This window comes from Caballeronia sp. AZ1_KS37 (genome assembly GCF_023631165.1).
Lineage (GTDB): Bacteria > Pseudomonadota > Gammaproteobacteria > Burkholderiales > Burkholderiaceae > Caballeronia > Caballeronia zhejiangensis.
The window spans coordinates 230,865-244,595 of record NZ_JALQDP010000038.1 but is presented as its reverse complement, the minus strand read 5'-3'; the positions used below and the strand labels follow the sequence as shown (position 1 = coordinate 244,595).

The window sequence follows — 13,731 nt, the reverse complement described above, 5'->3', positions numbered from 1 at the left end:
GCGGCCTCTTTTGCTCAGAGCCCCAACTCGCTGAGCCCCGGATGATCGTCCGGTCTTCGGCCAAGCGGCCAATGAAACTTGCGTTCGCTTTCGGCGATCGGCACGTCGTTGATGCTCGCATGACGATGTCTCATCAGACCATCGAAGCCGAACGCCCAGTTCTCGTTGCCATAAGAACGGAACCAGTTGCCCGCATCGTCGCGCCATTCATAAGCGAAGCGCACGGCGATGCGATTGCCGCCGAACGCCCAAAGCTCCTTGATGAGGCGGTAGTCCATTTCCTTGCGCCACTTTCTGTCGAGAAACGCGCGCACCTCCTCGCGGCCGTGAACGAACTCCGCCCGATTGCGCCATTGCGTGTCGAGCGAATAGACGTGCGATACGCGATCGGGGTCGCGCGAGTTCCATCCGTCTTCGGCCTGACGCACTTTCTCGAGAGCCGTCTCGCGCGAGAACGGTGGAAATGGAGGGTGAGATTCCGGAATGTCTTTCATGGCTCTCACCATCACTTGCGAATGAACGCGAGCAGTTGCTCGTTCACGATATCGGCATGCGTTGTGCAGATGCCGTGCGGCGCGCCGGGAACGACGACGAGCGTGCCGTCGGGGACGATCTTCGCGGAGAGCTTGCCGGAGTCGTCGAGCGGCACGATCTGATCGGCGTCGCCTTGCAGCACCAGAGTCGGCATCGTCATCTTCCTGAGGTCTTCGGTGAAGTCCGTTTCCGAGAATGCCTCGATGCAGTCGTAGGCGCTCTTGATCGAGCACTGCATGCCCGCGAGCCAGAACCAGTCGATCGTGCCTTGCGAAGCGTGCGCGCCTTCGCGATTGAAGCCGAAGAAGGGCGTCGCCAGATCCTTGAAGAACTGCGAGCGGTTCCCGATAACGCCCTTGCGGATATCGTCGAAAACGGAAAGCGGCAGGCCGCCGGGATTGGCCTCCGTCTTGAGCATCAAAGGCGGCACCGCCGAGATCAGCACGGCCTTCTTCACGCGCTTCGTGCCGTGACGGCCGATATAGCGGGCGACTTCCCCACCGCCCGTCGAATGGCCGATGAACACGGCGTCTTGCACATCGAGGTGATCGATCAGCTCCGCGAGGTCGTCCGCATAGCGGCTCATGTCGTTGCCGGCCCACGTCTGGCCCGAGCGCCCGTGGCCGCGTCGATCGTGCGCGATCACTCGATAGCCACGCTCGGCGAGATACATCATTTGCGCGTCCCACGCGTCCGCGTTGAGCGGCCAGCCGTGCGACAGGACGACCGGCTGGCCCGAGCCCCAGTCCTTGTAAAACAGTTCGGTTCCGTCTTTCAGTGTGAATGTGGCCATTGCAATAGCTCCTTGAATGCTCGATCAGGCGCGCCGCTCATGCAGTCGATGTTCGGCACGGCGCGTAACGCGGCGGGTCCGTCGCGTAGGGAAGGAGTATTCACGGCCATCGAAACCCGGTCTTTTCGATGCAACCGGTGTTTTAGCGTATGCACGGCGATGGCGAAGCGGCAACGCCCGCTTTCGCAATTCGTGCGGATCGCAAACGGCCCGGCTTTTATGCAAAACCCCTCGTATGCGAACGACGATCATCACGTTTACCAAACCAACGAATGGCATTGTTTGCGAGGCGAAGGAAATGAGCGAGAAGAAAGCAATACGCATCTATAGCGAGCCTGCGGGCGGCTGGGGTGCATTGAAGGCCACCGGCGAGGCGCTGAAGATCCAGGGCATTGCCGTGTCGGGCGCGCAGACGCTGCTGCGCATGAACCAGCCGCAAGGCTTCGACTGCCCCGGCTGCGCATGGCCCGATCCGAAACATACTTCGTCGTTCGAGTTCTGCGAAAACGGCGCCAAGGCGGTTGCATGGGAGGCCACCGCGATGCGCTGCACGCCCGAGTTCTTCGCGCAGCACAGCGTCTCCGAGCTTGCGGCATGGAACGATTACGACCTCGAGATGGCGGGCCGTCTCACGCACCCGATGGTCTATGACCCGGAATCGGACCGCTACGTGCCGATCGAATGGAACGATGCGTTCGCCCTCGTCGGCCGTCATCTCGACGCGCTCGAACATCCGGATCAGGCGGACTTCTACACGTCCGGCCGCGCGTCGAACGAAGCAGCGTTCCTGTATCAGCTCTTCGTACGCGAATTCGGCACCAACAACTTCCCCGACTGCTCGAACATGTGTCACGAGGCGACCAGCGTGGGCCTGCCGCAATCCATCGGCGTCGGTAAAGGCACTGTGCTGCTCGAAGACTTCGAGCATGCGGACGCGATCTTCATCTTCGGTCAGAACCCCGGCACCAACAGCCCGCGCATGATGAGCGACCTGCACGCCGCAGCCCGCCGCGGTGCGAAGATCGTGTCGTTCAATCCGTTTCGCGAGCGCGCACTGGAACGCTTCGCATCGCCGCAAAATCCGGTCGAGATGGCGACGCTCGGTTACACGAACATCAGCTCGTTTCTCTATCAGGTGCGCGTGGGTGGCGACGTGGCCGCGCTCAAGGGCATGATGAAGGCGATCGTCGAAGCCGACGATGCCGCCCTCGCCTGCGATCAGCCGCGCGTGCTCGATATCGAGTTCATCGAAGGCCATACGCACGGCATCGAAGCGCTGCTCGCCGATCTGCGCGCGACGCCGTGGGACGCGATCGAACGTCACGCAGGACTCACGCGCGACGAGACCACGAACGCGGCGAACATCTACATGCGCGCGAACAATGCGATCCTTGTTTACGGCATGGGCATCACGCAGCATCGCCGCGGCACGGAGGCAGTGCAGCAGATCGCGAACCTCGCGCTGTTGCGCGGCAATGTCGGGCGGCCGGGGGCGGGCATCTGTCCGGTGCGCGGACACTCGAACGTGCAAGGCAATCGCACGGTCGGCATCACGGAGAAGCCGAGCGCGCAACTGATCGCGGGCATCGAGCGCGCGTTCGGCTTCACGCCGCCGCCCACGCATGGCAACGATGTAGTCGCCACGCTCGAATCGATGATGCGCGGCGAAGCGAAGGTCTTCATCGCGCTGGGCGGCAATTTCGCGGCGGCGATTCCCGACTGGGAACGCATGCAAAGCGCGATTCGCAAGCTGAATCTGACGGTGCATATCGCGACCAAGCTCAATCGCAGTCATCTCGTACATGGCAAGGACGCGCTGATACTGCCCTGCCTCGGCCGAACCGAGATCGACATTCAGGCGGACGGGCCGCAGTCGATCACCGTCGAGGATTCGATGTCGATGGTGCATGCGTCCGCCGGGCGCAACGAGCCCGCATCGCCGTATTTGATGAGCGAGCCGGCCATCGTGGCGGGCATGGCGCGCGCCACGCTCGGCGAGAAGTCACGCGTGCCCTGGGAGCATCTCGTCGCGAGCTATGACCGCATCCGCGACGCGATCGAGATCGTCTTTCCGATCTTTCAGGCGTACAACGCGCGCATTCGCGTGCCGGGCGGCTTCCATCTGAGCTCGCCGGCGCGCGAGCGCGTGTGGGACACGAACACCGGCCGCGCGAATTTCCTCGTGTTCGACGGTCTCGATGAAGATCCCGCGCAGGACGATCCCGAAGCGCTCTCGCTCACGACGATGCGCAGCCACGATCAGTACAACACGACGCTCTATTCGCATTCGGATCGCTATCGCGGCGTGTTCGGTCAGCGCGACGTGGTGTTCATGAACGCGCGCGAGCTGGCGAAACGCAAGCTGCGTGCGGGCGATCGCGTCGATATCCGGGCCATTGCGCAAGACGGTATCGAGCGCGTCATCCGCAACTTCAAGATCGTCGAGTACGCGCTTCCCGACGGGTGCTGCGGTGCGTACTACCCGGAAGTCAATCCGCTCGTGCCGCTTCATGCGTTCGACCCGCAAAGCCGCACGCCTGCCTACAAGTCGGTGCCTGTCAAGGTCGTGCGTAGCGGCGCTGTCGACGATTACGCCTCGAGCGCCACCGATCAACGACACGGAACCGAACATCATGCTTGATCACGTACTCGACCTGTCGCGCGCGCAGTTCGCGATGACCGCGATCTTCCACATACTCTGGCCGATTCTCACGATCAGCCTTTCCGCGTTTCTCGTGCTCGTCGAAGTGCTGTGGATCCGCACCGGCGACGTTGCGTATTACCGGCACGCGCGTTTCTGGAGCAAGCTGCTCGTGCTGAACTTCGCGGTCGGCGTCGTGAGCGGCATTCCGATGGAGTTCCAGTTCGGCACCAACTGGGCCGGCTTCTCGCAGTTCAGCGGCCAGTTCACCGGCAATATCTTGGGCTTCGAAGGCGCGATGGCCTTCATGCTCGAAGCAGGTTTCATCGGCGTGATGCTGCTCGGCTGGGGACGGGTGTCGCGCGGCGTGCACCTGTTCGCCACGTCGATGGTCGCGCTCGGCTCCAGCATCTCGGCGTTCTGGATCATGGTCGCCAACTCGTGGATGCAGACTCCGGCGGGCTATTCCATCGTCGACGGAAAGATCGTCGTGACGGATTTTCTCGCGGCGATCTTCAACCCCGACATGGTCTGGGGCGTGGGGCACATGTGGGTCGCGGCCATCGAGACGGGCATGTTCGTCATCGCCGGCATATCAGCGTGGAATCTCTACCGGCGGCGTCATCCGGAGTTCTTCGTGCGCTCGTTTCGTCTCGCGCTGCTGGTGCTGGTGTTCGTCGCGCCCTTGCAGATCTGGCTGGGCGATTCGAGCGGCGTGAGTGTGTTCGAGACACAACCTGCGAAGGGCGCGGCCATCGAAGGGCACTGGAAGACGAATGCGCCGGGCACAGGCGCGTCCTGGTCCCTGCTCGCCTGGCCGGACCGGGAGGCGCAACGCAACGACTGGTCCATCGAGGTGCCCGGCATGCTGAGCGTGCTCGGCACGCACTCGCTGCACGGACAGGTGAAAGGACTGACCGACTTCGCCCGCGACGATCAGCCGCCCGCACTGCCGCTGCTCTACTACGCGTTCCGCGTCATGGCGGGCATCGGCTTCGCGTTCATGCTGCTTGCGTTCTGGACCGCGTATGCGCTGCGCAAGACGCGCGGAAAGCTCGATGCGCTGCTCGCCCGGCGCAAGCTGTTGCTCGCGTGGGTGCTCTGCATCCCGTTGCCCTACGTGGCGGTGGAAGCGGGCTGGATCGTGCGCGAAGTCGGCCGGCAACCGTGGGTCGTGTACGGCTTGCAGCGCACGCGCGATGCCGTCTCGTCGGTTCCGGCCTCTTCGGTCTCGCTCAGTATCGCGATGTTCCTCGCCTTCTACGCCGTGCTGCTGTTCACGTTCTTCGTGCTCGCAAGACGCTGGCTGCGCGCCGGCCCCGATCTGGACATCATGCCGCCCGCCGCGATGGCCGGCGAGACGGCTCGATCGAAAGCGAACGCCGTCACCGGTTACTGAACTCAGGAGTCTGCAAATGGATAGTGCCGTTCATACGATGCTCGCCGATACATGGTTCGGCCTGATCGGGCTGATGCTCGTCTTCTATGTCGTCACCGATGGTTTCGATCTCGGCGTCGGCATCCTCACGCTGCTGCGCAGGCAGTCCGCCGACCGCGATGTCATGGTCCAGTCGATCGGTCATGTATGGGACGCCAACGAAACGTGGCTCGTCGTGCTGGGCGGCGCACTGTTCGGCGCGTTTCCCGCCGCCTATGCGCTGCTGATGGAGCATCTCTATTTGCCCGTCATGGCGCTGATCGCGGGATTGATCATGCGTGGCGCCGCAATCGAGTTTCGTCATAGCGTGGATCTCTGGGACAAGGTGTTCGGCATCGGCAGCCTGATCGCGGCGCTCTCGCAGGGCGTCGTGCTCGGCAAGGTCATCACGGGGCTCGCGCCCGGCAAGGTGGCGCTCGTGTTCGTCGTCGTCACGGCGATGGGCGTCGTCGCGGGCTACTGCCTGCTCGGCGCGACCTGGCTCGTCGGGAAGACCTCGGGCATGGTCGAGCAATGGGCGCGCAGGATGTCCCTGCTGAGCGCGATGTTCACGGTGGCCGCCGCCGCGCCGCTCACGCTGGCGACGTGGTTCAGGAGCGATATCGGTCATGCGCGGTGGTCGCAACCGGGCGTCATGCATCTGCTGATCGTGCTTGGACTCGGCGCCGTGGCCGCGTTGGCGTTCATCATGGCATCGCTCTATCTCGGCAGTTCGCGCGGGCCGTTCCGCGCATCGGTAGCGCTCTTCGTGCTGTCTTTCGCGGGACTGGCGATCAGCGTGTTCCCCGATTTCATTCCGGGCAAGCTGGGCGTTCTCGGAGCCGCTTCCGACTCGCCGACGCTCGCGTTCATGCTCATCGGCATCGGACTCGTCTTTCCGGTGATGATCGGCTACAACCTTTATCAGTATCACATCTTCCGCGGCAAGCTCGCGGGCGGCGCGCACGCGGGAGAGTGAACGATCTTCGTTGATGGACACGAAAACGCCGCCCTGGGGCGGCGTTGCATTGAAGTCGCGCCATTCGATCGGACAGCGCTCATGCCGCGTCGAGCGTCGTCTGCCAGTGCTTCGGCGTAGCGCCGACCAGACGCTTGAAGACCGTCGTGAAGTGCGCCTGCGAGCGGAATCCGCAGGAAAGCGCGACATCGAGAATGCTGTGCTTCGAGGTGCGCAAAAGCGCCTGCGCGTGATCGATGCGCTTTTGCAGCAGGTATTCGTGCGGGCGCATGCCGGTGGCGCGCCGAAATTGCGCGGCGAAATGCATCCGTGTGAGTCCGGTGCTCGCGGCGATGTCGGCCAGGCTGATGTTGTCGGCCAGATGCGATTCGACGAACTCCGATACGCGGTTGATGCGCCATTGCGGCAGCGCCGACGGCTCGCGTCCGCGCACGGCCGGCGCCGAGAAATGACGCGCGACGAGCCGCGACACGATTGCACAAGCGACGCTGTCGATGAACACTCTGCCAGGCGCCGCGCCTTCCGTCTTGCAGACGGCGAGCGCTTGTCCCAGACGTTCGAGCGCGGGATCGCGTATCAGCTTCGGATCGCCGAGCACGATGTCGCCCGCATGCGGCCGCTGGAACAGATCCTCGTAGCATTCCGCCAATGCCCGCTGCGGCACGAAGAGATGCAGCACATCCATCGCGGATTCGAACACGGCCGAGACGCGCGTCGCGGGCGCGGTCACTTGCACCACGCCGGCCGGCACGCGCCCGTGCAGCAGCTTGCGCCCCGCATGACGAAAGATCAGTTGCGCGCACCGGAGATTCAGGCTGACGCAATGATGCGTGCCGCTGCCTTCGTTGACGGCTTCGAGCGGCGCTTCGCCGTGATGCAGCCAGCGAGACATTGCCATTCGCTCGGACTGCGCATCCGCTGCGGGCTGCAGCACGCGCGGGCTTGGGCTGCGCCATCGGTCTTCGAGTTCGATCAGGGGCGCGCGCGGCGTCCCGGCTTGCGAAAGCAGGTCGAGCGTCATGATGTTTCCTTCTCTTGCTTGGATCTGACGGCGTGCCGAGGACCGGCACAGCGATGACTCAACGTTAAAGAAACGGAAACGGCCCGCCTAGCCGTACAAAAGGTTGACTGCCCCGCCGAATGGTTGAGCCGACCTATATCAAGGTTTGATGCCCGCGTCCGGCAATGCACTTGCACCGGGTCAACCCCGATTGTTCCGATGAAAGATCGTCTGCTACCTTCCAAATCATACGTATGATCTAGAGGGAGCTGAATGCCGACCTTGCACAGGCAAGTCCTCAATCAAATGGGCGAACAGATCTGCGCGGGCAAATTCGCGCCCGGCGACATCCTGCCGGCCGAAGGCGAACTCGCCGAACTCATGCAGGTGAGCCGCATCACGATTCGCGAGACGATGAAGTCGCTGTCCGCGAAAGGCATGCTGCAGGTGCGGCGCCGTCACGGCACGATCGTGTTGCCGCGCTCGCACTGGCAGTTGTTCGATCCCGACGTCATCACATGGCGCGCACGTTCGGGCGTGGTCGATGACGACCTCATCCGCGACCTGATGGAACTGCGCACGATCATCGAGCCGAATGCCGCGAAGCTCGCGGCGAAGCGCGCGACGCCCGAGGACCGCATCGCGTTGCGTCGCGCATTCAAGGCGATGGAGCGCGCCGTTGCAGGACAAGGCGAATACGTGCCGGCGGACCTCGCGTTCCACGGTGCGATTCTCACGGCATGCCACAACCAGTTTGTTCAGCAGATGCAAAACGCGCTCTCCGCAATTCTGCGCACGAGCTTTGAGTTGAGCTCGGAGATCGAGGGCGGCCCCGCCCGCTCGCTGCCGATGCACGAAGCGTTGTGCATCGCGATCGAACAAGGCGATGCACATGCGGCGGAGCAAGCCGTGCTCACGCTGATCGAACGCGCGGAAAAGGACTTCGACGATCGCGCGGCGCTTGCCCGCACCGTGAACGACACGCCTTCATAGCAATACATCATCGTTTGGCAACCAGGAACGCAGCCTCGCCAAAGAGGCTGCGCGGACGCGCTCGCGTCGACGTTTCGACCGCATCACATAAGGAACACGCATGAACAAGTTGTTCGATCTCAATGGCCGAACGGCCCTCGTCACGGGTTCGGCACGCGGCATTGGCTACGCGCTCGTGGAAGGACTGGCGAGGGCGGGTGCGCGCGTTATCGTCAACGGCACGAAAGCCGAAACCGTCGATGCCGCTGTCGGCCGTCTGCAGGCACAAGGCTTCGACGCACGCGGCCGCGCATTCGACGTCACCGATGAAGCGTCGGTTGCCGCTGCGTTCGCCGCGTGGGATGCGGAGGGCATCGAAGTGGACATCGTCGTGAATAACGCGGGCATTCAGTTCCGCAAGCCGATGATCGAGCTCGCGCTCGCCGACTGGCAACGCGTGATCGATACCAATCTGACGAGCGCATTCATCGTCGCGAAGGAAGCCGCGCGTCGCATGATCGAGCGCAAGCGCGGCGGCAAGATCATCAACATCGGTTCGCTTACGAGCGAAGGCGCGCGCGCGACCGTTGCGCCTTACACGGCCGCAAAAGGCGGCGTCAAGATGCTCACGCGCGCGATGAGCGCCGAATGGGCGTCATTCGATATTCAGGCGAACGCAATCGGCCCCGGCTACATCCTGACGGACATGAACCAGGCGCTCGTGGATAACGCGGACTTCGACCGGTGGGTCAAGAACAGCAATCCGTCGCAACGCTGGGGCAAGCCCGAAGAGCTCGTCGGTACGGCGGTGTACCTCGCGTCGTCTGCATCGAGCTATGTGAACGGGCAAATCATTTACGTCGATGGCGGCTGGCTCGCCGTACTCTGACATCGGAGACATCATGGACAACATCAAAACGGTCGCACCGCAAAGATGGTGGCATCTCATGCCGATCATCTTCATCACGTACAGCCTCGCTTATCTGGATCGCGCGAACTACGGCTTTGCGGCGGCTGCGGGCATCGACAAGGATCTGGGCATCACGTCGGCGACCTCGTCGCTGATCGGCTCGCTGTTCTTCCTCGGATACTGCCTGTTTCAAGTGCCCGGCGCGATCTACGCACAGAAGAACAGCGTCAAGAAGCTGATCTTCGCGAGCCTCATCTTGTGGGGCCTATGCGCCGCCGCGACCGGCATGGTGAGCAACATTCCGACGTTGATGGCGCTGCGCTTCATCCTCGGCATCGTCGAAGCGGCGGTGATGCCGTCCATGCTCATGTACATCAGCCGATGGTTCACGCGCACGGAACGCTCACGCGCAAATACGTTCCTCATTCTCGGCAATCCGGTCACGGTGTTGTGGATGTCGATCGTGTCGGGCTATCTCATTCGCAACTTCGGCTGGCGCGAAATGTTCGTGATCGAAGGCGTGCCCGCGATTCTGTGGGCCATCGTGTGGTGGTTCACGGTAAAGGATCGTCCCGCCGATGCCCCTTGGATGAGCGACAAGGAGAAAACCGATTTCGATGCCATCCTCAAGTCCGAGCAGGCGCATATCGCGCCGGTGCGGGACTACAAGGCGGCGTTCCGTTCGTCCATCGTGCTCAAGTGCTGCGCCATTCACGCGTTGTGGAGTATCGGCGTGTACGGCTTCATCATGTGGCTGCCGTCGATTCTGAAGTCGGCGTCGAAAACGATCGATATCGTCTCGGTCGGCTGGCTCTCCGCCGTGCCGTATCTCGCGGCCATCGTTTTGATGCTGCTCGCATCGTATCTGTCCGATAAAACGCGCAATCGAAAGCTCTTCGTGTGGCCGTTATTGTTGATCGGCACGGTCGCGTTCGTGGGTTCGTATCTCGTCGGCACGTCGAATTTCTGGCTGTCGTTCACGTTGCTCGTGATCGCGGGCGCCACGATGTACGCGCCTTACGGACCGTTCTTCGCGCTCGTCCCCGAGCTGATTCCGAGCAATGTGCTCGGCGGCGCGATCGGTCTCATCAACGCGTGCGGTGCGCTCGGCGCCTTCCTCGGCGCGTGGCTCGTCGGCTATCTGAACGGTGCGACGGGCAGTCCTTCCGCATCGTATGTGTTCATGGCCGCGGCGCTGCTCGCGTCGGTCGTCCTCATGATGCTGGTGCCCGCGCAGACCGGCCAGCGCTCGACACCCAAGGGAGGCACGGGCAGCAAGTCCGATTCCGTGACTTCTCTTCTCGTGAAATAACTCATGGCAACGCTCATCACCGACGTCAAGGTCATCCTGACCGCGCCTGAAGGCATTAATCTCATCGTCGTCAGGGTCGAGACGAATCAGCCCGGCTTGTATGGGCTCGGCTGCGCGACCTTCGCGTACCGGCATCTCGCGGTCAAGTGCCTGATCGAAGATTACTTGCGGCCCTTGCTGATCGGGCGCGATGCCGAGGCGATCGAAGAGCTCTGGCAATTGATGCATCAGAACGCGTACTGGCGCAATGGACCGATCGAAAACAACGCGATCTCGGGCATCGATATGGCGTTGTGGGACATCAAGGGCAAGCAGGCGAACATGCCGCTGTATCAGTTGTTCGGCGGCAAGGTGCGCGAAGGCGTGCCGATCTATCGTCATGCGGATGGCCGCGATCTCAACGAACTCTGCGACAACATTCAGCGATATCGCGAGCGGGGCATCACGCATGTTCGCTGTCAAAGCGGCGGATACGGCGGCGGCGCATTCGGCCGCGCGCCATCGAATGCGCCGGAAGGCGCTGCGGACGGCATTTACCTCGACAGCCGCAAGTACATTCGCGACACGCTCAAGCTGTTCGATGGCATCCGCAGCAAGATCGGCTTCGATGTCGCGTTGTGCCACGACGTGCATGAGCGTCTGAAGCCGGTGGAGGCGATTCGCTTCGCCCGCGAGCTCGAGCCTTTCGAGTTGTTCTTTCTCGAAGATGCGATCGCGCTCGAAGAAGGCGAATGGATGCGCCAGTTGCGCGAGAAAACCACGACGCCGCTGGCGCAAGGCGAGCTATTCAACAATCCGTATGAATGGCGCTTTCTGATTACGGAGCGGTTGATCGACTTCATTCGCGTGCATCTGAGTCAGATCGGCGGCATCACCGCGGCGCGAAAACTGCAGATCTTCGCCGAGCAATTCGGCGTGCGGACAGCCTGGCATGGTCCGGGCGACATGTCGCCGCTCGCGCACGCAGCGAACATTCATATCGACCTTGCATCGCGTAATTTCGGCGTGCAGGAATGGTCGGGCACCGAGCCGCCGAACTTCGTGATTCAGGAACTGAAAGGTCCGCGTGAGGCACTGCTCGATGTGTTCCCGGGACTTCCTCAGTTTCGCAACGGCTTCGTTCATGCCAACGAAAAGCCGGGCTTGGGCGTCGATCTCGATGAGCGTGAAGCGGCGAAGTATCCGTGCGAGCGTAACGTCACGCTATGGACGCAGACGCGCTTGATGGACGGCGGGTTGCAGACACCCTGACGGCTGCGCTCGATTGACTTCCTGCCGGCTCCATGGCTATTCTCGCGTCATGAAAACGTCGCGGCGCGAGCGATCGCGTCCCCGGAGATTCACTTGCGCTTCGACCTCCAATCGCTGAAGCTTTTCGTCGCCGTCTGCGAACACGGGAGCATCGCGCGGGCTGCGGAATTCGAGAACATCGCGGCTTCGGCGCTCAGCAAGCGCATGTCGCAGCTCGAAGACATCCTCAAGACGGCGTTGTTCGTGCGTAGCAACAAGGGGCTGGAATTGACCGTCGCGGCGGCAGCACTGCTGCAACACGCACGGACGCTGCTGCGCGACATCCAGCAGATGGAAAGCGAATTGCTCGACCACGCGGAAGGCGTTCGCGGTCAGATCCGGCTACACGCCAGCCTCTCCACCATCGTCCAGTACATCGCCAAGGATATCCGCGATTTCCTGGATCTCCATCCAGCTTTGCGCATCGACCTTCAGGAGAGCCTGAGCCCTGCTGTCGTGCGCGCCGTTTCCGAAAACACTGCCGATATCGGCGTGTTCGGCGGCACCACGGTAACTGCCGGCCTGCAGGTCTATCCGTACCGAAGCGACCGCCTCGTGGTCATCATGCCGCCCGATCATCCGCTGGGCCGTGCCGGCCGTCTCAAGTTTCGCGAGGTGGCGCGATATCCGCTCGTGGGGCCTCAGGAAGGAAGCTATCTGAATTCGCTGGTGTTGCGCGCGGCGGCAGACCTCGACCATCCGCTCAAGCTGTCTATCCGGGTCAATGGCTTCGAGCCGGTGCGCAGCATGGTCGAAGCGCGCCTTGGCGTGGGACTCGTGCCCGAGCATCACGCCGAGCGCTACGTCAGCTCGGCGCCGCTGGTTGCTGTCCTGCTGGACGAACCGTGGGCCGAGCGGCACTGGAAAATCTGCGTGCGTGAGGCGGAGTCTCTTCCCGCACCCGTCCAGCTCTTCCTCAAACACCTGCTCGCAAGCGCGCAGCAGCAGCCCGGCAATCACGAATAAGCTAGCCTCAATCCGGGTTCCGGCCACGACAGCACACCCAGACGCCCGGTGCCGGACATCGTGACATACGCTGTCTTCATGTCGGCGCCTCCGAAGCAGATGTTCGTCACCATGCCGTCGGGGACCATGACTTGCCGCATCACCTCGCCGGTCGGCGCGACCACGGTGATGCAACCCGTGACGAGCGTCGCTACGCAAATGTTTCCTGCCGCGTCCACGGCCAGGCTGTCGAATCGCTGGTAGCCCGGAAGCCCGCACACGAGACGTCCGCCGTGCGGCGATGGATACGGATGCTTGCGCGCCCGGCCGGGTTCCTCCAGGTCGAACGCCCATAAGCGCGCCGTTTCTGTTTCGGCGACGTAGACCACGCGATCGTCGGGTGACAGACCGACGCCGTTCGCGGTAGTAAGCGGATACGCGACTTCGACGATCATCGACCCGTCGGCTCGCGCGTAATAAAGACCCGCGTGATCGCGATCGCGCAGCCGGTTCTTGCCGAAATCAGTGAAGTAAAAACCGCCTTCGTGGTCGAACACGATGTCGTTCGGCCCGCACAGCGGTTGATCGCCGCAGCGGTCGTAGAGCGTCGTCAGCGTGCCCGTGCGCGGGTCGAACCGTTCGATCCGCCCACTCGTATAGCCTGGATGGATACCCGGCCGAGTGCGATTGAGCCCCGCAACGGTACGGAACAGGAATCCCCCGTTGTTGCAGATGTAGAAAGCGCCGTCCGGACCCACAGCGAGACCGTTCGGCCCTCCGCCTGTTTCCGCAACGACGCTCACGCTGCCGTCGACGGATACGCGGCTGATCGTCTCGCGCTCGATTTCGACCAGCACGACCGAGCCATCGGCCATCGCCACCGGTCCCTCGGGGAACATCAGGCCCTCCGCCAGGATGCGGATGTCGCTCTCCATGTC

The 13,731-nt window shown here is 62.7% G+C and carries 12 protein-coding genes; 8 read left to right on the top strand and 4 right to left on the bottom strand.

The features are described 5' to 3' along the window. Window positions 1-14: 14 nt before the first annotated feature. A complete protein-coding gene (locus NCS00_RS26775; RefSeq protein WP_250441441.1) occupies window positions 15-494 on the bottom strand; it encodes a nuclear transport factor 2 family protein in 480 nt (159 codons plus the stop codon). Window positions 495-505: 11 nt separating this feature from the next. Next, complete coding sequence (locus NCS00_RS26770; RefSeq protein ID WP_250437248.1) at window positions 506-1,327, bottom strand: alpha/beta fold hydrolase; 822 nt, start codon at window positions 1,325-1,327, stop codon at window positions 506-508. Window positions 1,328-1,625: 298 nt separating this feature from the next. Between NCS00_RS26770 and NCS00_RS26765 the strand changes: the two genes are divergently transcribed. From NCS00_RS26765 to NCS00_RS26755, 3 genes are read left to right on the top strand one after another with little or no spacing between them, the layout of a single operon-like run. Next, the gene (locus NCS00_RS26765; RefSeq protein ID WP_250441440.1) at window positions 1,626-3,968 is read left to right on the top strand and encodes an FdhF/YdeP family oxidoreductase; all 2,343 of its coding nucleotides are present in this window, start codon (window positions 1,626-1,628) and stop codon (window positions 3,966-3,968) included. Next, complete coding sequence (locus NCS00_RS26760) at window positions 3,961-5,367, top strand: cytochrome ubiquinol oxidase subunit I (protein ID WP_250441439.1); 1,407 nt, start codon at window positions 3,961-3,963, stop codon at window positions 5,365-5,367. The genes NCS00_RS26765 and NCS00_RS26760 overlap by 8 nt, the downstream gene beginning before the upstream one ends. Before the next feature lie 16 nt (window positions 5,368-5,383). After that, on the top strand, window positions 5,384-6,364 hold the full coding sequence (locus NCS00_RS26755) for a cytochrome d ubiquinol oxidase subunit II (RefSeq protein ID WP_250441438.1): 981 nt from the start codon (window positions 5,384-5,386) through the stop codon (window positions 6,362-6,364). 79 nt (window positions 6,365-6,443) lie between these two features. Here the strand turns inward: NCS00_RS26755 and NCS00_RS26750 are convergent, their stop codons facing one another. After that, complete coding sequence (locus tag NCS00_RS26750) at window positions 6,444-7,385, bottom strand: helix-turn-helix transcriptional regulator (protein WP_250437670.1); 942 nt, start codon at window positions 7,383-7,385, stop codon at window positions 6,444-6,446. A gap of 252 nt (window positions 7,386-7,637) precedes the next feature. Here NCS00_RS26750 and NCS00_RS26745 point away from each other — a divergent pair, with 252 nt between their 5' ends. From NCS00_RS26745 to NCS00_RS26725, 5 genes are all read left to right on the top strand, one after another. Then, on the top strand, window positions 7,638-8,357 hold the full coding sequence (locus tag NCS00_RS26745; protein ID WP_250437669.1) for a FadR/GntR family transcriptional regulator: 720 nt from the start codon (window positions 7,638-7,640) through the stop codon (window positions 8,355-8,357). Window positions 8,358-8,457: 100 nt separating this feature from the next. Then, window positions 8,458-9,225: an SDR family oxidoreductase gene (locus tag NCS00_RS26740; protein ID WP_250441437.1), complete on the top strand. Its 768-nt coding sequence runs from the start codon at window positions 8,458-8,460 to the stop codon at window positions 9,223-9,225. 13 nt (window positions 9,226-9,238) lie between these two features. After that, the gene (locus tag NCS00_RS26735; RefSeq protein WP_250441436.1) at window positions 9,239-10,558 is read left to right on the top strand and encodes an MFS transporter; all 1,320 of its coding nucleotides are present in this window, start codon (window positions 9,239-9,241) and stop codon (window positions 10,556-10,558) included. A 3-nt stretch (window positions 10,559-10,561) separates the two neighbouring features. Next, window positions 10,562-11,809, top strand: coding sequence for an enolase C-terminal domain-like protein (locus NCS00_RS26730; RefSeq protein ID WP_250441435.1), 1,248 nt, complete (start codon window positions 10,562-10,564; stop codon window positions 11,807-11,809). Window positions 11,810-11,902: 93 nt separating this feature from the next. Continuing rightward, window positions 11,903-12,814 (top strand): LysR family transcriptional regulator, encoded by a 912-nt coding sequence (locus NCS00_RS26725; protein WP_008346626.1) that lies wholly within the window; start codon window positions 11,903-11,905, stop codon window positions 12,812-12,814. Here NCS00_RS26725 and NCS00_RS26720 read toward each other — a convergent pair. Continuing rightward, window positions 12,805-13,728: an SMP-30/gluconolactonase/LRE family protein gene (locus NCS00_RS26720; RefSeq protein WP_250441434.1), complete on the bottom strand. Its 924-nt coding sequence runs from the start codon at window positions 13,726-13,728 to the stop codon at window positions 12,805-12,807. The two genes, NCS00_RS26725 and NCS00_RS26720, sit on opposite strands and share 10 nt — an antisense overlap. Window positions 13,729-13,731: the final 3 nt, after the last annotated feature.

What these genes read in the sequence shown, in the direction of transcription:
- NCS00_RS26775 (WP_250441441.1), bottom strand. Translation starts at nt 494, where the DNA reads ATGAAAGACATTCCGGAATCTCACCCTCCATTTCCACCGTTCTCGCGC.
- NCS00_RS26770 (WP_250437248.1), bottom strand. Translation starts at nt 1,327, where the DNA reads ATGGCCACATTCACACTGAAAGACGGAACCGAACTGTTTTACAAGGAC.
- NCS00_RS26765 (WP_250441440.1), top strand. Translation starts at nt 1,626, where the DNA reads ATGAGCGAGAAGAAAGCAATACGCATCTATAGCGAGCCTGCGGGCGGC.
- NCS00_RS26760 (WP_250441439.1), top strand. Translation starts at nt 3,961, where the DNA reads ATGCTTGATCACGTACTCGACCTGTCGCGCGCGCAGTTCGCGATGACC.
- NCS00_RS26755 (WP_250441438.1), top strand. Translation starts at nt 5,384, where the DNA reads ATGGATAGTGCCGTTCATACGATGCTCGCCGATACATGGTTCGGCCTG.
- NCS00_RS26750 (WP_250437670.1), bottom strand. Translation starts at nt 7,385, where the DNA reads ATGACGCTCGACCTGCTTTCGCAAGCCGGGACGCCGCGCGCGCCCCTG.
- NCS00_RS26745 (WP_250437669.1), top strand. Translation starts at nt 7,638, where the DNA reads ATGCCGACCTTGCACAGGCAAGTCCTCAATCAAATGGGCGAACAGATC.
- NCS00_RS26740 (WP_250441437.1), top strand. Translation starts at nt 8,458, where the DNA reads ATGAACAAGTTGTTCGATCTCAATGGCCGAACGGCCCTCGTCACGGGT.
- NCS00_RS26735 (WP_250441436.1), top strand. Translation starts at nt 9,239, where the DNA reads ATGGACAACATCAAAACGGTCGCACCGCAAAGATGGTGGCATCTCATG.
- NCS00_RS26730 (WP_250441435.1), top strand. Translation starts at nt 10,562, where the DNA reads ATGGCAACGCTCATCACCGACGTCAAGGTCATCCTGACCGCGCCTGAA.
- NCS00_RS26720 (WP_250441434.1), bottom strand. Translation starts at nt 13,728, where the DNA reads ATGGAGAGCGACATCCGCATCCTGGCGGAGGGCCTGATGTTCCCCGAG.